The following is a 25,833-nucleotide window of genomic DNA, read 5'->3' as shown; positions in this document are numbered from 1 at the left end:
TGCAGTGGCGATATGTGACGTATCTATTTGGATTCATTTATTTGAAGGGACATCATGCGTTCTTCTCCACGTCCCTTTCCTTGAGCAGGGCATAGATTCTCGGCCTGGACAGTCCGGAAAGCCGGCAGGCCGTGGGAATGTCGCCCTTGCTGATCAGCATCAGATTCTTCAGGTACCACGTCTCCAGTTCGGCCATGTGCTTTTCGCGGTATTCCCGGAGGGTGGGAAAGGTGTCTTTGTCCGTGATTGGCGGTGTCCTCTCCTCAAGCACGGGAAGTTCCGCGACCTGCAGTCGCGCGACATTGGCGCGGATGTTCCGGGACAGGTGCTGGGGGTAGAGGATGGGTTCGGTCCCGGCGCGGACCACGGCCTGATCCAGGGCATTGATCAGTTCACGGATGTTGCCCGGCCATTCGTATTGCAGGAGCGTGTCCAGCAAATCCGGCGCAAAGCCCTTGTTGTCTATGCCCAGCCGCTTGCAGGCGCGGCGGACGAAGTGGCAGATGAGATCGTTCAGGTCGTCGAGCAGGTCGCGCAGGGGAGAGAGTTCCAGGCGGATTCCGCGTAGGCGGTAAAAGAGGTCCCGGCGAAAGGTGTCAGCGCGGACCATGGCCTCAAGATCGCGGTTTGTCGCCGCCACCAGCCTGAAATTGCTGCTGATCTCTTTTGCGCCGCCCACGGGCCGGAAGCTGCGTCCTTCCAGCACGCGCAAGAACACCTTTTGCGTGCTCACGGGCAGTTCGCCCACTTCGTCCAGAAACAATGTCCCGCCGTCGGCCTGTTTGATGAGCCCCACGGAACGGTTTTCCGCGCTGGTGAACGCACCCCGCTCATGGCCGAAAAGCATGCTTTCCACCAGCGTTTCGGGCAGGGCCGCGCAATCGACGACCACGAAGGGTTTGTTCGCGCGAGAGCTGTTGGCGTGGATGGCGCGGGCAAAGAGTTCCTTGCCGGTGCCCGTTTCGCCGGTGATGAGCACGTTCACGTCCGTGGACGCGGCCTGGGCCACGATGTCCAGGCAGGAATTGAGCAGGCGGCTGTTGCCGACAATGCCTTCGCGCCGCAGGGACACGGGCGCGCATTTGGCCGGACGTTCGCGGTGGTACTCCAGCGCCCTCTGGGCCAGCACCATGAGGCGTTGCATGTTCACCGGCTTGGGCATGAAGTTCCAGGCCCCGCCACGGATCGCAGCCTCGGCCGCGTCAGGGTCGCGATTTTTGGATATGACGATGATTTCCGGCCGCGACGGGACCTCGCGCAGGGTGGACAAAAAGTCCAGGCTGTTGTTCTTGCCGCTGGCCTCGTCGCCAAGCAGGACCAGGGAAAATTCGCCTACGTGCAGCATGGCCAGACCTTTGGAGAGGGTCGTGCTGTGGGCCGCGTGCAGGTTGTTCTTGGCCATTTCCGCCATCAGCACTTGGCAGAAAGCCACATCTCCATCAATGATCAGAATGTTGCTCATGAGGGCTCCCGGAGTGTTGTCTTGCCTCGCAAGACGACTGTCTGGCCTTTTGGCGTGTCACAAAAGAGAGTGCTGTCTCTGCTGCAAAGACATGCACAGGCACTTGCGAGACCATGGCTCTCACCTACACTGTTTTGATGTCTCGTCAAGTAAGACTCATCTTTTGTCCCAAGACAATATGGATTTGTCTCTCACCTGTTCTCAACGTATCCGTGTCGCTTGTTTTTGATTTATTTGTCTGGATTAGTTTAGAATACAGGTTTCGGCATGCAATGTGTTTTTAGGGACAACATGAGAGAGCGTGGGTGTTCTGGAGCGGAGTTCTTTTACATTGTGAATATGGATTGAAATGTAACTTTGATGCCGGCGCATGGAAGGGGCAATGCATTATTTGCCTTTCCCGGCAAGGGGGGCAGAGGTCTGCTGTCAGGGTGCCCCCTGCGAGGAGGAATTGAGGATGAAACGCAAATGGGACGCAAGGACCAAGGCGCGTATCGTGCTCGAAGGGCTCATGGGCGGGTGTGTGAACGAGATCTGCCGAAACCATGAGCTGCGGCCGGGTCTGTACTATAAATGGCGAGGGCATTTTCTGGAGCATTGCCACCTTATTTTCGAGGAGCAGCCCAGGGCGCCAAGCCAATCGGACCTGGCGGTCGAGAACGAGAAACTCAAGCGTCTGGTGGGTGAATTGACCCTGGAACTCAACAAGGGCGGAAGTCTTCGCTGATCAAGGGACAAGGGGGATGACATGGCCAGAAGGATCGGGGTGTATGTCTGTCATTGCGGTTCGAACATCGCGGGCAAGGTCGATTGTCCGGAGGTGGCCGCTTTTGCCCGTGGGCTCAAAAACGTCGCCATTGCGCGCGACTATCAGTTCATGTGTTCAGACCCCGGACAGGATATGATCATCCGGGACATAAATGAGCATGGGCTGGACCGGGTGGTGGTGGCCTCCTGTTCGCCGCGTCTGCATGAAAAGACATTTCAGAAGGCCTGCGCCAGGGCCGGGCTCAATCCGTACCTCATGCAGCATTGCTGCATCCGCGAGCATTGCTCATGGGTGACCGCGGACAAGGGCGAAGCCACGGCCAAGGCCAAGCACATCGTCGAAGCCGCGGTGCTGCGGGTGCGCAGGCATCAGGAACTGCATTCCCGCGAAGTGGCCGTGGTGCCCGATGTCATGGTTGTGGGCGCGGGCATCGCCGGCATCCAGGCCGCGCTTGATGTGTCCCGTTCCGGGCACCGCGTCATCCTGGTCGAGAAGTCCCCGTCCATCGGCGGGCACATGGCCCAATTCGACAAGACCTTTCCCACCCTGGACTGCGCGGCCTGCATCTCCACCCCGAAAATGGTGGCCGTGGCCCAGGAGCCGAACATCGACCTCTTGACCTGGAGCGAGGTCGAGGAAGTCACGGGCTTTGTCGGCAACTACACGGTCACGGTGCGGCGCAAGGCGCGTTACGTGCGCGAGGACATTTGCACCGGCTGCGGGGCGTGCCTGGAAAAATGCCCGACCAAGGTGGTCAGCGAATTCGAGGAAGGCCTCGGCATGCGCCGGGCCATCTACCGCAATTCTCCCCAGGCCGTGCCCAGCACCCCGGTCATCGACGCCGAGCACTGCAAGATGCTCACCAAGGGCAAGTGCGGCATCTGCCAGAAGACCTGTCCCACCGGAGCCATCGATTTCACCCAGCAGGACCGCAAAGAGGTCTATCATGTGGGCAGCGTGATCCTGGCCACGGGATACGACACCATGGATCCCACGCCCATGACCGAATACGGTTTCGGCCGCTATCCGGAGGTCTATACCGCCCTGCAGTTCGAGCGGCTGAACAACGCGGTGGGCCCCACCGGCGGCAAGATCCTGATGAAGAACGGCCAGGCCCCGGAAAGCGTTGCCATAATCCATTGCGTGGGCAGCCGCGACACGAATTATCACGAATACTGCTCCCGCACTTGCTGCATGTACGCCCTGAAATACGACCACCTGATAAAAGACAAGGTCGGGCACGGGGCGCAAGTCTATAATTTCTACATCGATATGCGCTGTTTCGGCAAAGGATACGAGGAATTCTACCGCCGCGTTCAGGACGAAGGGGTGACCTTCGTGCGCGGCAGACCTTCCGAAGTCGTGCAGGAAAACGGCAAGCTGGTCGTGGTGGGCGAGGATACCCTGCTCGGTACGCGGCTGCGCGTGCCCGTGGACATGGTCGTCCTGTGCACGGCCATGGAGGCTCGCCCCGACACCACGGAAGTGGCCCGCATCTTCGGCGTGTCCCAGGGTCGGGACGGATTCTTCCTGGAAGAGCATCCCAAGCTCGGTCCCGTCTCCACGGCCTCGGACGGCATTTACCTGGCCGGAACCTGTCAAGGCCCGAAAGACATCCCCGACGCCGTGGCCCACGCCGCCGGTGGCGCGGCGCAGGCTCTGGCCCTGGCTGCGCGCGGAGTGGTGTCCATTTCCCCCACGACCTCCTGGATCAATCCCGACATCTGCGTCGGCTGCAAGATGTGCATCGGCCTGTGCCCGTACTCGGCCATCGAGTTCGACGAGCGTCGCCACATAGCGGTCATCAACGAGGCCATGTGCAAGGGCTGCGGCAGCTGTGCCGGGCATTGTCCCAGCGGCGCGGCCCAGATCAAGCATTTCCGCCAGGTGCAGGTTTTCAACGAGATAGACGGTCTGCTGGACCGCAAACCGGACATAATGGCCCTGATTGGAGACATTTACGAACCCGCGAACCGAGCAGGGGCGTGAGGAGGATTGCATGAACCAGGAATTTGAACCCGCCATTCTGGCTTTTGTCTGCAACTGGTGCACCTACACCGCCGCCGATCTGGCCGGAACCTCGCGCATGGTGCAGCAGCCCAACGTACGTCTGGTGCGCATGATGTGCACCGGCATGGTTGATCCCAAATATGTCATCAAGGCACTTTTGTCCGGGGCCGACGGGGTGCTGGTCAGCGGCTGCCACCCCGGTGACTGCCACTACATAAACGGCAACTACAAGGCCCGGCGGCGGGTCAAGCTCTTGAACGAGATCCTGCCGCAGTTCGGCATCGACCAGCGGCGGCTCTGCCTGACCTGGGTCGGAGCCAGCGAGGGCAACGAGTTTGCGGCCACGGTCAATAATTTCATCAATGAAATACGGGAGCTCGGGCCGCTGGACGTGCGCGGCATGGCAGCCCTTTAAGCGGACGGGGAGGAACAATCATGGCCACCACTGTACGGATTGAAGTCGGCGAAAACGGCCCGGTGCCGGCCCTGCAGGATTTTTTCAGGAAATTGCTGGCGGACGAGTCCCTGTCCGGGATCATGGTCCCCGTGCACCTTTTCGGCGGCGGCATGCCCATGCCGACCTTGGTCACCGATCCGGCCCAATTGGACCGGGCCGATCCATTGGCTCCGGCCTTTCCCCTGAATAGCGCCAAACTTGTTTCGCGTCTGAGCAAAGGCTCGGCCGGAGAGCGTTTCGCCGTGGTCATGCGCCCTTGCGAGATCCGGGCCTTTGTGGAGCTGGTCAAGCTCAACCAGGGCTCTCTGGAAGAGGTCATCCTCATCGGCATGGATTGTCCGGGAGCCTACGACAACATGCATTACCGCGAATTTCTGGGCGAGCGCGAGCCCATGGCTGCCAGCGCCGATTTCCACAAGGCCCTGGCCGAGGGGCGCAAACCCGCCGCCGTGGATCTGGCCGGGGCTTGCCGGGTCTGCGAGCATCCCACGCCGCAAGGCACGGACATGGTTGTCGGCCTTTTCGGGGGCGATGTTTCCACAGGCATCCAGGTCATGGCCGCCAGCCCTCGCGGAGAGGCCCTGCTCGGAGCCATGGGGCTGCCGGCGCAGGAGCCCGGCGGAAAGCGCGAGGCCGCTGTCGCCGCCCTGGTCAGTGAACGCGAGGTCGCGCGCGACGCCATGTTCAAGGATGTGGAGGAGCGGACCTCGACCCTGGAGAAACTGGCCCAATACCTGGGTTCCTGCGTGAACTGCTACAACTGCCGGGTGGCCTGTCCGGTCTGTTACTGCAAGGAGTGCGTCTTCAACACTGACGTCTTCGAGCACAAGCCCTGGCAATACCTGGACTGGGCCAAGCGCAAGGGCAGCCTCAAGCTGCCCACGGACACGGTCTTCTACCACCTGACGCGCATGGCGCACATGAGCACGGCCTGCGTCGGTTGCGGCCAATGCTCCAACGCTTGCCCCAACGGGGTGGAGGTCGTGGAGCTTTTCCGCACCGTGGCCGCCCGCACGCAGAAGAGTTTCGATTACGAGCCTGGCCTGAGTCTGGACCAGGCTCCGCCCCTGACGGTGTTCAGGGAGGACGAATATCAGGATACGGTTTCGCACCTGGCGTGAACCCGAGGAGGAGGCAATGAGGAAACAATACGGCGCATTGGTGGTGGGCGCGGGCATCGCCGGAATCCGGGCGGCTCTTGATCTGGCCGTGACCGGACACAAGGTGGCCCTGATCGACAAACGCCCCAGTCATGGCGGCATCTTAAGCCAGCTGGATTACCAGTTTCCCTCGGATCATTGCGGCATGTGCCGCATGCTTCCACTCATGAGCCGGGATGCGTCCAGCCAGTTTTGTCTGCGCAAGGGCATGTTCCATGAAAACATAGATCTGATGCTCTCTACGGAGCTTGCCTCCCTGGAGGGCGAACCGGGCAAGTTCTTCGTCAGCCTGAGCCGCCGTTCTCCGCTGGTCGATCCGCACAAATGCGTCAGTTGCGGGAAGTGTTCCGAGGTCTGTCCGGTCAAGGTTCCGAGCGAATTCAACGCCGGGCTGACACAGCGTTCGGCCGTGTATCTGCCCGTGCCCCACGCCATCCCCAACCATTACGTGCTGGACCTGGACAACTGCATTCGCTGCTGGAAATGCCACGAGGCCTGCCCGACCGGGGCCATTGATCTCAAATTCGAAGAGCGGGCGCAGTTCGGCATTCTGGTCGCGGACGAGGATGAACAGACCCGCCTGACGGTACGGCAAAGCCTTGAGCATCTGCATTTTCCGGTCTTTGAGGCCGCCAGCGGCCAGGAGGCCCTGGATCTGCTTGAGTCCGACGCGCAGATCAATTTCGTGCTCGTGGGCCTGAATCTGCAGGGCGTCGATGCCCAGCGCGTCATGGCCCGCGCCAAGGAACTTTACCCCGGCATGCCCGTGGCCGTCCTGACTGCGGCCGGAGAAGAGGAGGCTGCCGCCGAACTGATCCGGCGCGGAGCGCGGGACCAGTTCATGAAGCCGCTTTCGTCCAAGAAATTCGTGCCCTGGCTGGACAAGCACTACATGCGCATCATGTCCGACACCACGGAGGAATTGCAGGTCAGCGCGGTGATCCTGGCCGGAGGCTTTGACTGCTACAATCCCGACATGAACCCAAACGGCGGGCGCGATATCTGGGGATACGGCCATCCGGCCGTGCTCACCGCCGTGGAGTTCGAGCGCCTGTTGAGCGGCACCGGGCCCACGGGTGGCAAGCTTAACCGTCCGGGCGACAACAAGCCGGTGCGAAGGATCGCCTGGATTCAGTGCGTGGGCTCGCGCGATGTGGGCAAGAACGCCAACTACTGCTCCTCGGTCTGCTGCATGTTTTCCATGAAGGAGGCCATGCTGGCCAAGAAGATCACAAACGGGGCGGTCGATGCCACTATTTTCTACATGGACATGCGCACCTTCGGCAAAGGCTGGGACGATTACCGCCTGCGGGCCGTGGAGCAGGGCGTGCATTTCGTGCGCAACCGGCCGCATTCCGTGCTTCCTGCCGCCGAGGGCGGCGGGGTGGTGCTTGAATCCTTGAACGACGACGGCACGCGCCGCTCGGAAGAGTTCGACATGGTCGTCCTGGCCGTGGGTGCCAGACCTCCCAAGGGCATGGACACGTTCGCGGCCACGGTGGGCATCGAGACCAATGAGTGGGGCTTTTGCAAGACCCAGCCCTACGCGCCTGAGCGGACCAGTCGCGTCGGCGTGTTCGCGGCCGGTTCCTTCGGCGAGCCTCGGGATATCTCCGAGTCCGTCATGCAGGCAGGAGCCGCGTCCGAAGCCGCCGCGCGCATGATCAATATCTACGACGTGCTGGGGCCGGCCCCCGCGCCCCCGGAACCGGAATATCCCGATGTTTCCCGCGAGCCGGTGCGCACATTGGTTGCCATGTGCACCTCCTGCCCGACCCTGGGCAAGGCGGTGAACCTGGAAGAACTGGCGCGCACCGTGGGCCGGGTTCACTCGGTCGGCACCGTGCTGCCCGTGTTCCAGGCCTGCACCGAGGCCGGCTGGAAGCAGATCCTTGAAACAGTCAAGCAGAAAAAGCCCAACCGCATCCTTATCGGGGCCTGCATGCCCTACGCCTACATTCCGCGCTTGAAAGAGATGGCCCGCACCGTGGGGCTCAACCCGGCGCTCATGGATGTGGTCGACGTGCACACCCCGACCTTCAACGGTCAGGACGCCGTGGATGTGGCCCGCGAGATATTCTCCAGTCTGTCCATGGCCGTGGCCAAGTTGCAGGGAGTCGATCCTACGCCGCCGGACGTGCTCATGGATGTGTCGCGCTCGGCTCTGGTGGTGGGCGGAGGTCTGGCCGGTCTGACCGCGTCCATGGCCATCGCCGACCAGGGTTTCGGGGTCTGTCTGGTGGAGGCCGAGGAGGAACTGGGCGGCATGGCCCTGCGCCTGCACACCCAACTCGATGGCACGGACCCGCGCAAGTACATGGAGGACCTCATCGCCCAGGTGGAGAAGCACCCGCGCATCAAGGTCTTCAAGGACGCACGCGTGGTCCTGTCCCGTGGCAGCGCCGGGCGCTTCCGCTCCGCCATCAGCGGCGAGAACGGCATCTTCCCGCTGGAGCACGGGGTGACCATCCTGGCCACGGGCGGCCATGAGGCCAAGATCTACGAGAGCGGCTTCTGCGTCCACAGGACCGTGATGACCCACTTCGGCCTGGAGGAGAAGCTGTCCACCGGCGCGCTCGATGTGGGCAGCCTTGGCGCGGTGGCCATGATCCAGTGCTGGCGGTCCCGCAAGGAAGGCGAGCGCAACTACTGCAGCCGCATCTGCTGCCCCGAGATGCTCAAGAACGTGTTGACCATGAAGGAGCGTAAGCCCGAGCTGTCCATCTATGTCTTCTACCGCGACATCATGGCCCAGGGTTTTCTTGAAAGCTACTACACCCAGGCGCGCAAGGCCGGAGTGATCTTTATCCGCTACGATCCGGAAAATCCGCCGAAAGTGACCTTTGTCGAGGGCAAGCCCGTGATCAGGGCCCTGGATCCGATCCTGGGCGCGGAAATAGAGGTGCACGCCGACATCCTGTCCCTGTCGAGCGGGGTGGAGCCCAATGACGTGGATGATCTGGTGGAGATTTTCGGGGTCAAGACCGACCGCAACGGATTCTTCCAGGAAGCCGACAGCAAGTGGCGGCCCGTGGATTTCCTGAAGCAGGGCGTCTACATGTGCGGGCTAGCCCATTCGCCCCGGCGCATGGCCGAAACCGTGGCCTCGGCCAAGGCGGCGGCCCAGCAGTCCCTGCGCATCCTCTCCGCGGGCAAGGTGGCCCGGGAGACCCTGGTGGCCACGGTGCGGCCGTCCCTCTGCTCCCTCTGCCAAGCCTGTGTGGCGGCCTGTCCCTACGGGGCGCGCACCGTGGATCTGGAAAACGAGCTCATACTGGTGGACGAGATGCTCTGTCAGGGCTGCGGCGCCTGCGCGGCGGTCTGTCCCAACAGCGCAACAGTGATCAAGGGTTTCCATGACGGACCGATGATGGCGGTGATCGACGCCGCCCTGGAACAATTGGCCTAGGCCAAGGGAAGGTGGATCATGAACCAGACGCAAACAAAACCATGGAGCCCGGACTCCGTGACCCGGGAAGTTCTTGCAGAGCTGCGCGGCGAGCTCGGGGCCTGCATGCAGTGCGGGACGTGCACCGCGTCCTGCCCCAACGGCTTCGCCATGGATGTGACGCCCCGGCAGATGTGGCGCATGGTGCAGTTCGGCATGTTGGATACCATTCTTGAAAGCAAGACCTTCTGGATGTGCTCGTCCTGCTACATGTGCACCCTGCGCTGCCCGCGCGGGCTGAAGCTGACGCGGGCCATGGGCGCCCTGAAGCGCCTGGCGCGCGAACGGGGGACCTGGAAGATCCGCAAGAACAGCGCCTTCTACGACGCATTCATGGACAACGTGGAGAAGTACGGGCGCGTGCAGGAGACGAGCCTCATGCCCGGCTACTTCCTGAAAAGCCGCGATCCGTTCCTGCCTTTGCACTACCTGCCTCTGGGGGTGCGCATGATGAAGGCCGGCAAGCTGCACGCGCCAAGCAGCGCCCAGAAGGGACGCCTCAAGGAACTCTTCGCCAAGGTGCGTGAGATGGAGGATCAATCATGAAATACGCCTATTATCCAGGCTGCTCGCTACAGGAAAGCGCCCGGGAGTTCGACGTGTCCGTGCGGGCCGTCATGGCCGCCCTCGGGGTGGAACTCGTCGATATACCGGACTGGACCTGCTGCGGGGCCAGCGCGGCCGAACCGGTCAGCGCGCTCATGAATTACGCTCTTCCAGCCCGCAATCTTGCCCTGGCCGAAAGGGATCTGGCCGGGCTCGACGTGCTGGCCCCATGCAGCGCCTGCTATCTCAATCTCCTGAAGGTTAACCGCGAGGTCGTCGGCCACAAGGAACTGCACGCCCGGGTCAACGAGGCCCTTGGCGCGGTGGATCTGAATTACCGAGGCACGGTTGGGGTACGGCACATTCTGGACGTTCTGGTCAACGACATCGGGCTTGATGCCGTAAAGGAGAAGGTCGCCGTGGACATGGGCGGGATGCGGGTGGCGCCGTACTACGGCTGCCAGATCCTGCGCCCCTACGAGGTTTTCGATGATCCGCGCAAACCCATGACCATGGACAATGTGCTGAGCGCCCTCGGGGCCAAGCCCCAGCCGTGGGACGTGGGCAACAAGTGCTGCGGCGCCTCGCTCATGGTCACCCATCCGGAGGTGGCCATGCACTCCGTGGCCGCCATTCTGGAGGCCGCCGAAGGCGTTGACGCCGTGGCCACGGTCTGCCCGCTGTGCCAGATGAACCTGGAGGCCTATCAGCATGACGCCGCGGCCGGGGGCCACTACGTGCCGATTTTGTACCTGACCCAGCTCATGGGGCTCGCGTTCGGACTGGAAGAGCCTTCCGTGCGCCTGAACACGAACATGAGCATGGACGGGAGCATGCGCGCCGGGATCAGATCCCGGGCCTGGCGGCATGAACCGCCAGGCGAAGGTGACGAGACGCTTGCCCGCGAAATTTGATTAAAAACAAAGGGGGTAGTTATGTTCAAGGACATCATCGTAGGCGTGACGCCCAGCGGCGTGGATGCATGCGCGGTCGAATCCGCGGTGGGTTTTGCCAAGAAGTTTGAATCCAACCTGTATCTGGTCCACGTGGCCGGCATGGAGCAGGGCTGGGGTTCCATCGAGACCCTGGAGGCCTCGGGCGAGACGGCCCGGCTGGAGGCGCGCATTCGGGAGATGTACGCATCCCTGCTGGCCGATTTGCCTAATGCCAAGGTGCAGGTCGTGGCCGGAATTCCGCATAATGAGCTTTTGCGCCTGGCGCGCAAGAAGGACACGGATCTGGTGGTCATGGGGCCGCACACCAAGGAATATGAGGAGAAGCGGGCCCAGATGTGGGGCATGGCCGGCAGCACATTGGAGCGGGTCAGCCAGAAGGCGCGCTGCCCGGTCATGATCGTGCACCGCGCCGTGGAGTGCAAGGATCCGGCCTTCTCCAACATCCTCGTGGCCACGGACTTTTCCGAGCAGTCCGAATGCGCGGTCAGCTACGGCGGTCAGATGGTGCGGCAGTACAAGGCCAGGCTCACGCTCATGAACGTCAGCGAAACCTCCACGGATTCACCTCAGGGCCGCGCCGAGATCGAAGCCAGGCTCAACGCCGAATACGGCGACCGGCTGCAGGGCATCGACAACTGCGTCTACGCGGGGCGCTTCGGCAGGCCGGCCATGGAGATCCTGAACATGGCCACCCAGATCGGCGCGGATCTGATCATCATGGCCCACCACTCCAACGCCGACGACCCGGAAGAGGCCTTCCTCGGTTCCACGGTGGTGCAGGTTTCGGTCAACGCGCCCTGTCCGACCATGAGCGTCAACCGCCATTTCGACCTGCGCTGCGGGCTGATGTACGATCAGACCGGCCAGGTGGTTGAAGTCGCGGCCACGGCATAGGTGTTCGCGGGCGCGGGGCTGGCAAAGGGCCTTCCCCGCACCCGTTTCAGTCGTTTGGGAAACCATTCATTTCGGGGGATACCGGGATGTTGAACGGAAAGATAATCGAGCTTGGTCGCGGAAAAAGTTCCTTTCTGGAAACAGTCAGGGACATTCTGCCCGAGGGAGGGAACCTGAACATGTGTCTGACCTGCGGGGCATGTTCATCCGGATGCCCGGCTTCCGGCCTGGAAAACATGGACCCCCGCAAGTTTCTGCGCATGGCGGCGCTGGGCATGGACGAAGAAATCCTGGGCACGCCGTGGGTGTGGATGTGCACCATGTGTCAACGCTGCATCTACGCCTGCCCCATGAAGATCGACATTCCCCGCCTGGTCTACGAGGTTCGGGCGGCCTGGCCCCGGGAGACCCGCCCCAAGGGCATCATGGGCTCCTGCGACATGGCCCTCAAGAACGAGAGCGGCAGCGCCATGGGCACCGCGCCGGATGACTTCGCCTTCGTGGTCGACGACATCCTGATGGAGTGCCGTGAGGCGCAGCCCGAATTCGCGGACATGGAAGCGCCCATCGACAAGGAGGGCGCGGAATTCTTCCTGAACCAGAACTCGCGCGAGCCTGTGACCGAGCCCGACGAACTGCTGCCCCTGTGGAAGATCCTGCATCTGGTCGGAGCGGACTGGACGTATGGTTCAAAGGGCTGGGCCGGGGAGAACTACTGCATGTTTCTGGCGGACAACCAGAGCTGGGAGCGCCTGACGCGCCAATCGGCGGACAAGGCCAGCGAGCTGGGGTGCAAGGTCTTTCTCAACACGGAGTGAGGCCACGTCACGTACTCAGTCCGGGCCGGACTGGAAAAATTCGGTATAGAGCATCGTTTCGAAGTCAAAAACATCTACGAATATTACGCGAAATGGATCAGGGAGGGAAAACTCAAAGTCAACTCCGACTGGAACAAGGACCTGAAGATAACGTTCACCGTGCAGGACCCGTGTCAGATCGTGCGGAAAAGCTACGGGGACGCCATCGCCGAAGACCTGCGCTTTGTCGTGAAATCAATCGTCGGCGAGGAGAACTTCATCGACATGCAGCCCAACCGCTCCAATAACTATTGCTGCGGCGGCGGCGGCGGATTCCTGCAGTCGGGCTTCAAGGATCAGCGCCTAGCCTACGGTCAGACCAAGGACTCGCAGATAAAGGCGACCAAAGCCGATTATTGCATCGCCGCCTGCCACAACTGCCATGCCCAGATCCATGAACTGAGCGAACATTACGAAGGCCATTACGGCGTGGTGCACCTGTGGACCCTGATCTGCCTCTCTCTTGGCATCCTCGGACCCAACGAACGGACGTATCTGGGTGACGATCTGAAGGAGGTGGGCGTGTTTCACCCGGAGATCGCGGTCTAATATGGGGGCTCCATCACAATGGCGGATGCTTTTGATGAATGACGTTTCTGAATGAAAATGAGGCCGAAACTTGGCGTTCAAGTTTCGGCTTTTGACGTGGTAAGTTTGCGGTAATGCATACAAATTACATTTTTTCCTTGGTCCGCATTCATCTCGACTTTTCAGGACTGGATGACCCTGGTCATGTCAATGCCGTGCTTGCGCATGCGGTTCAGCACCGTCACGCGGTTGATGCCCAGGATCCTGGCCGCCTCCGACTTGTTGCCGCCGGCCTGGTGCAGGGCTTGGACAAGCTGCTGTCTTTGTGAGTCATGGCCGGGATTGCCGTATCGTGGTTCTGCCACCGGGGGCGCGGTCACGACGACGTTGTGCGGCAGATGCTCCGGCTCGATATGTCCGTGGTCGGCCAGCACGAAAGCATATTCCAGGGAGCTTTTCAGCTCGCGCACGTTGCCCGGCCAGGAATAGTCCATGAACAGTCTCAATGTCTGGGGGCTGAGCCCCTTGATGTCCTTGTCGCTCTTCATGCGCAGTCGCTGGATGAAGTAATCGGCCAGGAGCGGGATGTCTTCCTTGCGTTCGCGCAGGGAGGGCAGATGCACGGGGATGACGTTGATGCGGTAGAACAGGTCTTCGCGGAACTGGCCCTGGGAGATAAGCTCGGGCAGGACTTTATTTGTGGCTGTGATGATGCGCACATCCACGGACAGCTGACGGTTGTCCCCGACCCGCTCGAAGGTCTTGGTCTCCAGCACGCGCAGGAGCTTGACCTGGACCGGCATGGGCAGATCGCCGATCTCGTCCAGAAAGATGTCTCCGCCATGGGCGGCCTCGAAGCGGCCCTGGCGATGCCTGAAGGCTCCGGTGAACGCGCCCTTGACGTGCCCGAACAGTTCACTCTCAAGGAGCGCCTCGTTCAGGGCCGCGCAGTTGAACTGTACGTAAGGCTGGTCGCTTCTGGGTCCCAGATCGTGAATGGCCCGCGCCACCAGCTCCTTGCCCGTGCCCGATTCTCCGTAGATGAACACCGGCGCGTCGCTCTGGGCGGCCTTTTCGATCAGATGGAAGACCCTGCGCATTTGCGCCGAATGTCCGACCATGCCGTGGAACATGGTCTCTTCGTCAAGCATCCGCGAGAGCTGCTGCAGTTCGTTTTCCTTGCGATCCAGCTCCGAAAGGTCGGTCATGGTTTCCACGGCCCCGACCGTACTCCCGTCCTCGGCGTGCAGAATGGAGGCGCTTTTGAGGATCGGAACATAGGTTCCGTCCTTGCGCATGATGCTGCATTTTCGGCGCACGTAAACACCCTGTTCGAAGAGCTTGCACCAGGCCTGGCGAGCTTCGGAGCGTACCCGGCGGCAGGCGTCGCATTTGAAGAGGGAGCAGTTGGCACCGATGAGTTCGTCACGGGTGTATCCGGTGATTTCCTCCAGGGCCCGGTTGACCATCTTGATGGAGCCGTCCGGGTCCACCAGCAACAGCCCCTCTTGCATGATATCCACGATTTCGTGCCAGTGGGTCTCTAGCGGCGGCGTTGGTGAGAGGGCGGGTTGAGGCTTATGGTTGGCAGCAGGGGGGAAAGAGCGATTCATGACCCTCCTCAGGCCGCACGGAGGCGTACGAGCCCTGAACGGGAATTAGAGTTAGTTGTTTAAAACATTTTAACAACTGCTACACGATTAAACAGTTGTCAATGCCGCTTAGCCGCACCACGCCGGGCCATTCTCTTTTTTCCTTCAATAAATCAGAAGGATAGTATGCTTCGTTTGGAAAGGGCGTGTTGGTATGCGTTCTGCTTTACGATATTCACAAATTCCGGCAATACTATGACAAAGAACCTTTTATCCAATCTTATATGAACAGGAGTGAATCATGAACAAGCAGACTTTCATCGGCATCGCCGCTGCGCTGATCCTGGTGTCCTATGTAGGCATTTCCGTGGCCAGCGAAGCGGGCAACGCGCGCAAGGGCCGTTTTTTGTTCCGTCAGAACTGCCGCCCGTGCCATATGGAAAATCCCGTGGGGGCCAAGCCCGCCCATTATCTCGGACCCGACGCCAAGACCCAGGCCGAGTGGAAGGCCGTGTTCGAGAACTACGGCGACCTGCCCTGCAAGGACGAGTGGTCCAAGATTTCCGATGAGGATCGTCAGGACATCTTCCGTTATCTCCACGACGGTGCCAAGGATTCCCCGACCCCGGCCAAGTGCGGCTGATCGCGCGGCCCAATATTGGCCACGAAGTTTGAACATGCATGAAGGAGCAGGAATATTGAAACCCGCCACCGGTAGTTTGACAAGGGAACACGGGATGAAAACCGAAGGGAAAACACTCTCCAGACGCGGATTTCTGCAGGCGTCGGCGGCGGTCGCGGCCACCGCCGCCGGCGTCCCTGCGCTGAAGGGCTATGTGTCCACGGCGCACGCTGCTGCAGCGTCGCCGCAGGCTCCGATTACCTCGCATTATACGGTCTGCGACATGTGCTTCAACCGTTGCGGCATGATCGCGCGGGTGCAGAACGGCCGGGTGGTCAAGCTCGACCCCAACCCCAAATTCCTCAAATCCAGGGGCATGGTCTGCGCGCGCGGCAATGCGGCTGTGGAGCACCTCTATGATCCCAACCGCCTGAAAACTCCGCTCCTGCGCAAAGGCGCACGCGGGGAGGGCAAATGGCAGCAGCTGACCTGGGAGCAGGCTCTCGATCATGCTGCGGAGCAGTTCACACGCATCGCGGAGAAATACACCCGCTGCGGCGTCATGTTTTCTCCGGGCTCGGACATGCAGTCACAGTTCCTGATCCGCTTTGCCGAGGTCTTCGGCTCATATAATGTCACCTCGCACGAGACGCTCTGCCTGCTGAGCAAGAACCGGGCGTACCTGGACACCTTCGGGGAGACTCCATACGCCGACGTGCTCTATTCAAAGTACATCATCATCTCCGGGGCCAACCCCCTGGAGGCGATCATCACCCCGGACACCATCGACCTTATCGAAGCCCGCAAGAACGGCTGCAAGATCGTGGTCCTGGACCCGCGCTACACCAAGACCGCCGCCCTGGCCGACGAGTGGTACGCCATTCGGCCCGGCACGGACATGGCCTTTTTTCTGGCCCTGACCAACGTCATCACCGAAGAGCGGCTCTATGACCCGGACTTTGCCGAAAAAATGCTGTTCGGGCTCGAAGAGTACTCGGCCCATGTGCGGCAGTACACGCCGGAGTGGGCGGCCGGGGAATGCGGAATCCCGGCCGAGGACATCCGCCGCATCGCCCGCGAGATCGCGGCGGCGGCCCCGGCGGCGATGATCTATCCCGGCCGTCGCAGCTCGGACTACGAGGACTCCACGCAGATCCGCCGCTCCATGGCCATCGCCAACGCCCTGTTGTCGAACTGGGATCGCCCCGGTGGCATCCTGGCGGCGCGGGAAGTGGGCGTGCGCGCCCCGTACTTCGACGTGCCCTGGTACGACGACAACCCCGAGGACCGCATTGACCACGGCATGGCTCCGGGCCTCATCCATCATGAGGGGTCTTTTAAGCTCATGCGCGACGCCATCATTAAGGAGGAGCCCTATCCCATCCGTGGGTGGTTCACCTTCAAGACCAACTTCATGCAGACAGCGGCCAATCGCAACAAAACCCTGGAGATGCTCAAGCACCTGGATTTCGTGGTCAACGCGGACATCGTCATGAGCGATACTGCCTGGTATTCGGACCTGGTCCTGCCTTCGCCAAGCTTTCTGGAGCGCAACGACCCCGTCTCCGCCCTGCAGGGCTCCTCGGCCTGCGCCTGCGCCGTGTGGCGCGACGCCGTGGTCCCGGCTATGTACGAATGCCGTGACATGCTCTCGATTTGCACGGAGCTGTCGAGGCGCCTGGGCTTCCCGGAGAGCTTCAACTTCACCCTGGACGAATACCGCAAATCGCAGCTGGAAAGCATCCCAGAAGCCTTTGAGGCCATCAAGGCCGACGGCGTGTATTACAACCCGAGCAAGGTCTACGGCATCTACTTCGACTCGCCGCTCAAGACCCAGGCGAAGAAGATCGAACTCTTCAACCAGCGCTACGCCCACGAAGGGCTCGACCCCATGCCCGTGTACAAGGCACCGCGCCGCAAGGAGGGCGCCTTCAGGCTGGTGGTGGGTCGCACGGCCTTCTTCACCCACAGCAACACCAACAACGCCCTGCTCATCGAGTTCATGGATGAAAACACCCTGTGGATGCACCCCAGGCCCGCGGCCGGGCTCGGTCTGAAGGACGGGGAGATGGTCGAGGTGGCCAGCGGGGTCGGAAAGGTGCAACTCGCGCTCCGGCTTTTCGAAGGCATGGAGGAAGAGACGGTGTATATGGCCACCGGGTTCGGGGCCCTGTCTCCGCAGTTGCCCCTGGTGTACAACACGGGCGCGAGCATCGCCGAGGTGCTGGAAGATCATGCGGATTTTATTTCCGGAAACATGGCCATGCATGAAACCCTGGTCACCGTGACGAGGAGGGTCGGCTGATGAAAAAATACGCCATGGTCATCGATTCCTCGGTGTGCATCGACTGCAAGGGCTGCATGGTCTCCTGCAAGGTGCAGAACAACGTGCCCCACGGATACTGGCGCAACTGGATCAAGCACACCATGCCTGATTTTTCTAAGGGCCCCCTGACCCGAACCCACTTCCAGCCGGGTGGCTGCATGCACTGCGACAATCCGACCTGCGTGCAGGCCTGCCCCAGTGGCGCCACCTACAAGGACCCGCAGAACGGGATCGTGCATGTCAACGAGGCGCTGTGCATCGGTTGCGGCAACTGCATCACGGCCTGCCCCTACGGTGCCCGCTTTCGTCATCCTGACAAGCGGGTGCCGGACAAGTGCGATTTTTGTTTCAGTTCGGGCAGGCTTGAGCGCGGCCTTCTTCCGGCCTGCGTGGACACCTGCCCGACCAAGGCCCGGGTCTTCGGGGACTTGAACGATCCGGACAGCGACGCTTCCCGTTTGCTGCGGGACAAGCCGACCGTACGGGTGCTGGCCAGAGGGGGCATCGATACCAAGCCCAACATGTACTACGTGGCCACCACCGCGCCCACGGACTGGGCGGGAGAAGTGGAATTCCCCGGAGCGTTCACCGCCTTGGCCAGCCTGGTCAATCCGGTGGTCAAGGTGGCGGTGGGTCTGTCAGCCCTGGGCGTCGCAGTCATGTGGGCCAAGCAGATCTTTTCTCCGGACAAGGAGGAGAGCGAACATGAATCGTCAGCCCCAGGGAAGGATTGAGGTGCCCCATGAGTGAAATAATGATCCACAGACATACCAGGCTTTCCATCTTCATGCACTGGTTCAACGCGTTCTGCTGGTTCGCCCTGCTGCTGACGGGCCTGGGGCTTATCAAGAACGAGGAGCTGAACCCCGTGGGCGCGTGGCTGCCGAATCTGATGCGCAGCCTTTTCGGAGGAGGGGAAAACCTGCTCATGGTGCATCAGTACCTCGGCCTGGTCTGGGCCGGGATATTTTTGGCCTACGTCCTCTTAAGGCCACGGGAGACTTGGGTCTTTTTGAAAGAGGTCTTCACCGTGTCCCCGGCCAGCGACATGCTCTGGCTGGCCAAGATGAACCTGAAGATGACCTTGGGCCGCAAAGGGCTGCAACGCTTCGGCCTGACCCCGGACCTGCCTCCCCAGGGTTTTTACAACTTCGGGCAGAAGGTCTTTGCCCAGGCCTCGGTGGTGGGCGGGGTCGTGATCGTGGCCACGGGCCTGACCATGTTCTTTTCCACCATATTCATGGACAACCCCGAACCGGCGGCCTGGTCCCGCGTGATCCACTACTTGACCGTGGGCCTGGTATTTGCGGGACTGCTGGTGCACATTTTCATGGCCGCCATCTCCCGCGAGGAGCGTCCGGCCTTTTTGTCCATGTTCACGGGTAGCGTGCCCGAACATTACGCCAGACACCACCATCCGCTGTGGTTTGCACAGGTGTCCGCCGAAAAGGAAAAAGATGGTTAGCCATGGGCTCATAAGAGTCGCTGCGGTGCAAGAGCGGAAATTTCAACTTTGATAAAAACATTCAGATGAGGAGCACGACAATGCGCAGACATTCATCCATTCTTCATGTTCTTGTGGTGGCACTCTTGCTGGGGCTTCTTGCCGGGTGTTCCGGCGCGCGTGGCCACAAGGGCGCGGCTGTTCAGCTTGACCCGGCCAAGGTACCCACACCCTATCACACCCTGGTGGACATCGAGTACGTCAAGCCTCTGGTCTTTGAGGCCATGCTGGGACAGGATCCCTCCCCCAAGGCGATGATCATCGACGCCCGGCCCAAGCAGCCCCGCTACGACAAGGGCCATATCCCTACTGCCGTGAGCATGCCCGACAGCCAGTTCGACAAGATGGCCGCCGAGGTGCTGCCTGCGGACAAGAACACCCTGCTGGTCTTCTATTGCGGCGGGCTGGCCTGTCCCTTGAGCCACCAGTCGGCCTGGAAGGCCGAGGCCCTAGGCTACACCAACGTGAAGGTCTATCCCGCCGGGGACCCGGAGTGGCAATCCCTGGGCTACGAGGTGTGGACGGCGCGCGATGTACGCACGCCCCTGCCCGTGCTCGACCCGGCCAAGGTGACGAGGCCCTTTCACCGCCTGCTGACCCTTGATCAGTTCAAGCCGTACGTGGCCGCCGCCCTGCTTTCGACTACGCCCGCCGAGGACGTGATAATCATTGACTCCCGGCCCAAGCAGCCTCGCTACGACAAGGGCCACATCCCCACGGCGATAAGCCTGCCCGACAGCCAGTTCGACAAGATGGCCGCCGAGGTGCTGCCCGCCGATAAGACCGCGAAGCTGATCTTCTACTGCGGCGGCGTGGAGTGCCCCTTGAGCCACCAGTCCGCTTGGAAGGCCGAAGCCCTTGGCTACACCAACGTGGCCGTGTATCCGGCCGGCGATCCTGAGTGGGTGGCCAAGGGCCTTAAGGTCTGGACCGCCGAGGGGGCTTCCCAGGAGGTCGCTCCCGCGCCGGCCAAGGCCAAGGCCGCTGCTTCGGCCGGAGCCCTGAAGGCCGGCGCGTCCGAGGGGTCCATCGACAACGCTGTCTTCACCGAACTGGCCAGGAACAACGTGGACAGCATCCGTCTCATCGACGCGCGCTCCCCTGCGGAGTACGCCATCGCGCACATCCCCGGCTCCGAAAACATGACCGTGGACATGATCGAGAAGAGGATAGACGAGTTCACGGCGGAAAAGCCCATCGTCTTCATTTGCACCACCGGCGCACGTAGCGGCGAGGCTTTTTACATGTTCCAGGCAATGCGGCCCGACCTCAAAGACGTCTATTACGTGGACGCCAACGTCAGCTTCGCTCCCGACGGTTCTTTTACCATCAAGAAGTAGCGGGCCTGCCCTTTATCCGGAATGCTTCAACCATGGCCGTCTTCGTCATCTGTCGAGGGCGGCCATTACGTCTGTAAGGAGGGGAATGCCGTGAGGGTCATGCGTCGATCGATATTCCTGGCCGTGCTGACGGCGCTGTGCTGCGTCACCGCAGGGCTGGCCGATCAGGAAGCCGTCTCCCCGCTTTTTCAGCAGGCCCAGCGCGTGGCCGAGCGAGAAGGCTACAGACTGATCACCACCGCCGGACTGCGCGAGATGCTGCTTGCCGATCCGGACGTCTTGCTGGTCGATGTGCGTTTTGCCTACGAGTACGCCGCCGGACACATGCCCGGCGCGGTCAGTCTGCCCGTGGACCTGACGGATCGTACCGATCTGTCTGTGGAGCGCAGGCAGGCATTTGCGGACGCCCTGGGTGAGGAAAAGGGGAGGACCATCGTGATTTACTGCCGGGGCTTTCGCTGAGTGCTGGGCGAAATCGCCGCAGCCTGGGCCGTGCGCCTGGGATACACAAACGTCTTTCGCTACCCGGCCGGGTATGAGGGCTGGAATGAGTGACGTGGGAGGATGTGTTTTTGGTGCGTTTTAGGGTCTGGCCTGAGACCAGATCATGCCGCCGAGCATGAGCGCGCAGCCGACAAGGGCCTGGGTGGTGAGGATTTCGCCCAGCAGCATCCAGCCCGCCACAGCGGCAAAGACGGCTTCAAGGCTTAAGATGATGGCCGCCGGGGCCGGGCGGGCGTCGCGTTGGGCCACGACCTGCAGGGTGTAGGCCACGCCCACGCTCATCAGTCCTCCGTAAAGCAGGGGGATGATGCCGGCCCAAAGACCGCTCAGGCTGATTTCTTCAAAGGCGGCGGCTCCGGCCAGGCTGATCAGGCTGCAGAAGGCGAATTGCACGGCGGCCAGTTTGATGGCGTCCACGGCCGAGAGGCCGCTGGTCAGCCTGCCGATGAGGAGCACGTGCACGCCCCAGAAAAATGCCGACAAGAGGACCAGCGCGTCCCCCTTGTCCATGGTCATGCTCTCGGTCACGCTCAGCATATACATGCCCGCGATGGCCAGCACCGCTCCGGCCCAGGTGCCCAGGCCGTAGCGATGCCCGAGAAAGATGCCGATCAGCGGCACGAAGACCACGTACAGCCCGGTGATGAATCCCGCCTTGCCCGCCGTGGTGTAGCACAGCCCGAATTGCTGCAGCCAAGCGCCCAGAAACAGTGCTCCGCCCATGAGCACGCCGCCCCGGATCAGGGTGGCCAGCGGCGGAGCGGCGCTGGTGCGTTTTTTGTCCATGTTTGCGATGAGGGGCAAAAGGGCCAGGGCTCCCAGTGCGAAGCGGATGCCGTTGAAGGTCAGGGGGCCCATATGGTCCATGCCCATGCGCTGCGCCACGAAGGCCGCGCCCCAGATCAGGGCGGTCAGCAGGAGGAAAAGGTTGGCGCGAGCGGTTCGGGAGTTCATGGCAGGTCCTGGTTGAAATGGCCGCCAGCGGGAATGGCTGTGGCTCAGCGGCAGGCTGTACCGACCGGCTTTCAGCGCGTCAAGCTTGTGAAGAGGGGGCGCGGAGGGATGGGCGGGTGAGGACGAATAGGGACTGATAGGCATAGACGAACACGGACTGACACGGACTAACACTGACTAAAAATGCCGTGTTCGTCCGTGTCAGTCCGTGTTCGTCCATCTTTAGGTCTATCTTTAGTCCATTCTTATCAACGGTTCATTTCTTTTTCCATGCCCCATCGGGGCTCTGGATCCATGTTCCCGGAGCTTCCTTTTCCGCAATCTGGGCGGCGCGGGTCTGCCCTACCAAGGCGGGGGTGGCGTTCTGGCGGGCGGCGATGGCCTTGTAGACTTCCTGGCGATCAGTGTTTTCGGCGTTGATGACATCGGCGCTCGGCTTCTTTCCGGATCGGAACTCCAGAAATCCCTGGTTGTTTTCGCCGACGAGGCCCTGGGCTTTGAGTTCATTGATGACGGGCAGGCGGGACAGCATCCTGTCCTTGATGCCCTGGGCAAAGCCGGCCTGTACGCAGAGCATGACGAAAGAGAGGGCCAGCAGAATCGGTATGAGGTGTTTCATTTTGCGCATATGGGGCTCCATCATTTGCTTGGGTTCAGATTTTGATCGGCCTTGTCGATGTCGCCGAAGAAGTCTTCCAGGTCTTTTTGGACCCGTACGTTGACATCGATGGTGATGTGGATGGGTTTGACCTCCACCGGCGCCATCTGCACCTCATGGCGGGTGCTGCAGGCGCTTTGCAGGAGCAGCATCACGGCCAGGGCCATTAAGGGAATTCGCACGTTAACCTCCGTTTTTCATCAGTTCCAGGAGTTGTCTGTATTGCAAAAGTTGATCCAGTGGCAGGCGGAAATTCACGTCCAGGCGGATGCCCTGGAAGATGGACCCCGGCGAGGAGGCACTGACCCGGGCGAAGCCTCCTATGTCTCGATTATACGTGAAAGGCAGCGGCTTTTCGGGTTTGCCGTCAAGCTCCAGGGAGACGACAAGCTCCCGTTTCTCGGTGTTGATGCGGATTCTGGCCCAGTCATAGGTGAAGTCCTTCAAGGCCTCCGCAGCCAGGTCCAACTGTCCGTATTGAGGCGTCCCTGGGGCAACGCCCGCCGTCAGGATCTCCGTCCCTTTGACTTTGAGTACCCCTTTTTCGCCCGGAGTGGAATAGAGGAAGCCGTTGTCGAAGGTCAGGTTTCCGTCTGCGTAATGCACCGGGATGCGGCCGTTGGCGGTGCCTCCGCCCTGGGCCTGGGTCATGCCGAACTGCTCCAGGGCCTGCGCCATTTCGACCCGGTCGCAATAGAGTTCGACGGTGTAGTCCTCCACGCTCGGGTTGATCCGAAAAGCCTGGCTGCCGATGCGGCCTCCCGCCCACTGAAAGCGGCACCCCTCGACCAGGATGCTGTGCAGGGCCTCGATCTGGAAATGGATGTCGCCCTGTTCAAGGATGATGGTGCCCAGCTGCAGGCGGTCGAAGTTCATGCGCCCGTCCGGGTCGGAGCGCATGCTCAGCAGGTTGGAAAAGGCCAGTTCGACAGCACCCTTGGTCAAGGTGATTTCGCTTTTCGCGTGCGCCAGAGACAATCCGGTGAGCTTTAAGTCCGCGGGGAGCATGGGTATTCCCCGGCTCATGTCCAGACGCGCTGTCGCGTCCAGGCGGGCATTGCCTGACAGTTCGCCCACGGCCGGGACGAGATTGGCCAGATTGCCGGGCAGGGAGATGGTCTGGGCGGCCTTCATTTCGGCCCATGAGCCGGAAATGTCTTTGGCGTCGATGCGTCCCTTCAGCGTGGCCCGGACCGCCACGGGCAAAGCGGAGAGAGTGCCGTCAATGCTTGCGCCGTGCAAATCTTGCGCGATTTTGCATGAAATTTTTGCCAGGCCCTTGCCTTTCCATTTCAGATCGAGGTTCATGCTGCCGGATGATGTCGCCGGGGTGGGCCAGGCCAGGGGCAGGCGCAGGGTCGTGAACGCGGCGGTGTCGCCGCTGCTGGCGCGTGCGCCGACATTGACGATGCCGTTCAGGAAAAGCTGCTCGGCCATGGCAAAGGTGCATTGCCCGTCCAGTCTGGTCGTGGTCAGGGCCATGCCGGGTTGCCTGGCCTCCAGACGCGCCCCGGAGAGATTTATTGTCCCGTTCAGGTCCGTCGCTACTGTCGCGTTCACGGTCAGGCTCAGGCTTGAGAGGGTCGCGCCGGCGTCGTCCCGGGTCAGGCGCAATGTGCCAAGGGTCAGGGCTCCGTCCACGACGGTGCCGGATGTACCCGTGGAAGCTTCAAGGCTCAGGGTGGTCGCGTTCAGGGTCAGGTCCAGATCCGGGACGTGGTTCAGCCGGGCTGCAAGAGCCCCGAGTTCTGCTGCGGCGCGCATGCTCCAGCCCTGGTCCGTGGCCTCAATTTCGCATTTCCCGTCCAGGCGCGGCGCAGAGGAAAAGGCGATGCCCGGCAGGGCCGGCGTGGTGAGGCTCCAGGACCAGCCAAAGGTCATGTCCTCAAGGTTTGCCGTGATGTCCTTCACGACCAGGGTCAGCGGCAGGGGGGCGCCCAGGCTCAGGGCCGAGAGGGAAAGCTGCGGCTCGTTTTGCCAGGCCAGGCTGAGCGTGGCGTTGCCATCCTGTGCCAGGGACGTGCCGCCGAGCACGGACTGGAAGGAGTCAAGGCCAAGTGCCGCTTCAAGAGCGGGCTTCTGGTCCGGGAGCAGGGACGCTTCGACCACGCCCCGCAGGGTTCCGGCGAGAGGCAGGCCTTCAAGGGCAGGAACCAGGCTGGCCAGGGCCGCGATGGACGCCGGCGGCACGACGCAGGTCACCTGGAAGTCATTTTGTCGCAGGTTCCCCTGGAGCGCCAGGGTCACTTCCTGGCCGGCCAGCGCGGTTTTGGCATCGAGCAGGATGACAGTATCCTCATCCAGGCTGCCATTCACGCTGAATGGCAGCGAGTACCCAGGGCCCTGGCCCTCCAGACTGATCCGGCCGTCCACGTACATCTGGCCAACCGTGGGCATGAATGTGGGTCCGGCGCTCGCGTTTGATGATTTCTCCAACCGGGGAAGACCGGGAATCTCCCATTTTTCGTCATTTTTCCGGACTCGGACCTCAAGACCTAAAACGCTGACCCGGTCGATCCGTCCTTGCAGCAGACCGGACAGGCTCCAGTCGACCAGCACTGCCCCGGCAGTCAGGCCATGCTCGCGCGACAGGGAAATGTCGCCCAGATCAAGCCCCCTGAAATCCGCCCGGCGGATGTCGACGCGCATTTCAGGAGCCTGCAGGCTCCTGGCCAGCACGGGCACGAGGAGCTCCTGGGCGATGCGGGGCAGTGCGATCCACAGACCGGCGAGGACAAGGCAGAACAGCATCAGGAAAAACAGCAACCCGCGCAGGAGACGGGCCGGAGCTGGTCTGGCGGGCTGATTGTCGACCTTTGGGGCCGTTTTGTCCGGCGCGGGGCCGTTCGCAGTGGGCATGATCCCTTGTTTAGCAAAGGTTGGGGCAAAGGCAAAGAGCACGTTTGACTTGTTTGGAGACGGATTTGGCCGAGCCAAAAAAAACGCCCCGCTTCATGGTGAAGCGGGGCGAGTCATTTCAAGGCATTTTGGAATTTGATCGTTTCTTCGTGCTGTGAGTTTGAAGATTTTTGAACACGTAAAACTTCTTTTCGCAGCGTTTGGTGACGGTCTCTCCGTCTGGTTTGCCTGGGCTGACGGGAAATTTCCCCCGCCTCGTAAGGCCTCTTTTGCGACGCTGCTTTCAGCAACCTCTCAACCGACGTGTATGGTCCAATGGTCTTCCCTCCGTTGAGGTTAACGCGAACAACCTTTGATTTACTTATAAGCCCGGCGACAGGCATTGTC

General features: G+C 61.4%; 20 protein-coding genes and 1 pseudogene. 15 read left to right on the top strand and 6 right to left on the bottom strand.

The window, feature by feature from the left end; translation table 11 throughout:
- Nucleotides 1-52: 52 nt before the first annotated feature.
- Complete coding sequence (locus DBAC_RS11775) at nt 53-1,462, bottom strand: sigma-54-dependent transcriptional regulator (RefSeq protein ID WP_015774519.1); 1,410 nt, start codon at nt 1,460-1,462, stop codon at nt 53-55.
- A 457-nt stretch (nt 1,463-1,919) separates the two neighbouring features.
- Here DBAC_RS11775 and DBAC_RS11770 point away from each other — a divergent pair, with 457 nt between their 5' ends.
- The 9 genes from DBAC_RS11770 to DBAC_RS18425 all read left to right on the top strand — a co-directional run bounded on the left by DBAC_RS11770 (nt 1,920) and on the right by DBAC_RS18425 (nt 13,108).
- Nucleotides 1,920-2,189, top strand: a complete 270-nt coding sequence (locus tag DBAC_RS11770) for a transposase (protein WP_015774518.1) — start codon at nt 1,920-1,922, stop codon at nt 2,187-2,189.
- A gap of 21 nt (nt 2,190-2,210) precedes the next feature.
- Complete coding sequence (locus tag DBAC_RS11765; RefSeq protein ID WP_015774517.1) at nt 2,211-4,220, top strand: CoB--CoM heterodisulfide reductase iron-sulfur subunit A family protein; 2,010 nt, start codon at nt 2,211-2,213, stop codon at nt 4,218-4,220.
- Between the two features lie 10 nt (nt 4,221-4,230).
- A complete protein-coding gene (locus DBAC_RS11760) occupies nt 4,231-4,656 on the top strand; it encodes a hydrogenase iron-sulfur subunit (RefSeq protein WP_015774516.1) in 426 nt (141 codons plus the stop codon).
- A 20-nt stretch (nt 4,657-4,676) separates the two neighbouring features.
- The gene (locus tag DBAC_RS11755; RefSeq protein WP_015774515.1) at nt 4,677-5,819 is read left to right on the top strand and encodes a 4Fe-4S dicluster domain-containing protein; all 1,143 of its coding nucleotides are present in this window, start codon (nt 4,677-4,679) and stop codon (nt 5,817-5,819) included.
- 16 nt (nt 5,820-5,835) lie between these two features.
- Nucleotides 5,836-9,267, top strand: coding sequence for a 4Fe-4S binding protein (locus tag DBAC_RS11750; protein WP_015774514.1), 3,432 nt, complete (start codon nt 5,836-5,838; stop codon nt 9,265-9,267).
- Between the two features lie 18 nt (nt 9,268-9,285).
- On the top strand, nt 9,286-9,852 hold the full coding sequence (locus DBAC_RS11745; protein WP_015774513.1) for a 4Fe-4S dicluster domain-containing protein: 567 nt from the start codon (nt 9,286-9,288) through the stop codon (nt 9,850-9,852).
- Nucleotides 9,849-10,766: a CoB--CoM heterodisulfide reductase iron-sulfur subunit B family protein gene (locus DBAC_RS11740; protein ID WP_015774512.1), complete on the top strand. Its 918-nt coding sequence runs from the start codon at nt 9,849-9,851 to the stop codon at nt 10,764-10,766. Before DBAC_RS11745 ends, DBAC_RS11740 begins: the two co-directional genes overlap by 4 nt.
- Before the next feature lie 21 nt (nt 10,767-10,787).
- Nucleotides 10,788-11,702, top strand: a complete 915-nt coding sequence (locus DBAC_RS11735; RefSeq protein ID WP_015774511.1) for a universal stress protein — start codon at nt 10,788-10,790, stop codon at nt 11,700-11,702.
- Between the two features lie 86 nt (nt 11,703-11,788).
- Nucleotides 11,789-13,108, top strand: coding sequence for a (Fe-S)-binding protein (locus DBAC_RS18425; protein WP_015774510.1), 1,320 nt, complete (start codon nt 11,789-11,791; stop codon nt 13,106-13,108).
- Between the two features lie 161 nt (nt 13,109-13,269).
- On the opposite strand, the gene DBAC_RS11720 is transcribed toward DBAC_RS18425, so the two are convergent.
- On the bottom strand, nt 13,270-14,700 hold the full coding sequence (locus DBAC_RS11720) for a sigma-54 interaction domain-containing protein (protein WP_015774509.1): 1,431 nt from the start codon (nt 14,698-14,700) through the stop codon (nt 13,270-13,272).
- 280 nt (nt 14,701-14,980) lie between these two features.
- On the opposite strand from DBAC_RS11720, the gene DBAC_RS11715 reads away from it, so the two are divergent.
- From DBAC_RS11715 to DBAC_RS11690, 6 genes and pseudogenes are all read left to right on the top strand, one after another.
- Complete coding sequence (locus tag DBAC_RS11715; RefSeq protein ID WP_015774508.1) at nt 14,981-15,322, top strand: c-type cytochrome; 342 nt, start codon at nt 14,981-14,983, stop codon at nt 15,320-15,322.
- 94 nt (nt 15,323-15,416) lie between these two features.
- Entirely contained in the window at nt 15,417-17,606 is a 2,190-nt protein-coding gene (locus DBAC_RS11710) for a molybdopterin-containing oxidoreductase family protein (RefSeq protein ID WP_015774507.1), read from the top strand.
- Nucleotides 17,606-18,361 carry a 4Fe-4S dicluster domain-containing protein gene (locus DBAC_RS11705; RefSeq protein ID WP_015774506.1) on the top strand — a complete coding sequence of 252 codons (756 nt, stop codon included), beginning with the start codon at nt 17,606-17,608 and terminating at the stop codon, nt 18,359-18,361. Before DBAC_RS11710 ends, DBAC_RS11705 begins: the two co-directional genes overlap by 1 nt.
- A gap of 8 nt (nt 18,362-18,369) precedes the next feature.
- On the top strand, nt 18,370-19,092 hold the full coding sequence (locus DBAC_RS11700) for a formate dehydrogenase subunit gamma (RefSeq protein ID WP_015774505.1): 723 nt from the start codon (nt 18,370-18,372) through the stop codon (nt 19,090-19,092).
- A gap of 80 nt (nt 19,093-19,172) precedes the next feature.
- The gene (locus DBAC_RS11695; RefSeq protein WP_015774504.1) at nt 19,173-20,471 is read left to right on the top strand and encodes a rhodanese-like domain-containing protein; all 1,299 of its coding nucleotides are present in this window, start codon (nt 19,173-19,175) and stop codon (nt 20,469-20,471) included.
- 99 nt (nt 20,472-20,570) lie between these two features.
- Nucleotides 20,571-21,023 (top strand): annotated as a pseudogene (locus tag DBAC_RS11690) (rhodanese-like domain-containing protein); the annotation flags it as partial.
- Nucleotides 21,024-21,053: 30 nt separating this feature from the next.
- On the opposite strand, the gene DBAC_RS11685 reads toward DBAC_RS11690, so the two are convergent.
- The 4 genes from DBAC_RS11685 to DBAC_RS11670 all read right to left on the bottom strand — a co-directional run bounded on the left by DBAC_RS11685 (nt 21,054) and on the right by DBAC_RS11670 (nt 25,446).
- On the bottom strand, nt 21,054-21,929 hold the full coding sequence (locus DBAC_RS11685; protein ID WP_015774502.1) for a DMT family transporter: 876 nt from the start codon (nt 21,927-21,929) through the stop codon (nt 21,054-21,056).
- Nucleotides 21,930-22,185: 256 nt separating this feature from the next.
- On the bottom strand, nt 22,186-22,557 hold the full coding sequence (locus tag DBAC_RS11680; protein WP_015774501.1) for a YdbL family probable chaperone protein: 372 nt from the start codon (nt 22,555-22,557) through the stop codon (nt 22,186-22,188).
- An 11-nt stretch (nt 22,558-22,568) separates the two neighbouring features.
- The gene (locus DBAC_RS11675) at nt 22,569-22,769 is read right to left on the bottom strand and encodes a YnbE family lipoprotein (protein ID WP_015774500.1); all 201 of its coding nucleotides are present in this window, start codon (nt 22,767-22,769) and stop codon (nt 22,569-22,571) included.
- Between the two features lies 1 nt (nt 22,770).
- Complete coding sequence (locus tag DBAC_RS11670; protein WP_015774499.1) at nt 22,771-25,446, bottom strand: intermembrane phospholipid transport YdbH family protein; 2,676 nt, start codon at nt 25,444-25,446, stop codon at nt 22,771-22,773.
- Nucleotides 25,447-25,833: the final 387 nt, after the last annotated feature.

The organism is Desulfomicrobium baculatum DSM 4028 (assembly GCF_000023225.1).
Lineage (GTDB): Bacteria > Desulfobacterota > Desulfovibrionia > Desulfovibrionales > Desulfomicrobiaceae > Desulfomicrobium > Desulfomicrobium baculatum.
This window is presented reverse-complemented; position numbering and strand designations above follow the sequence as displayed.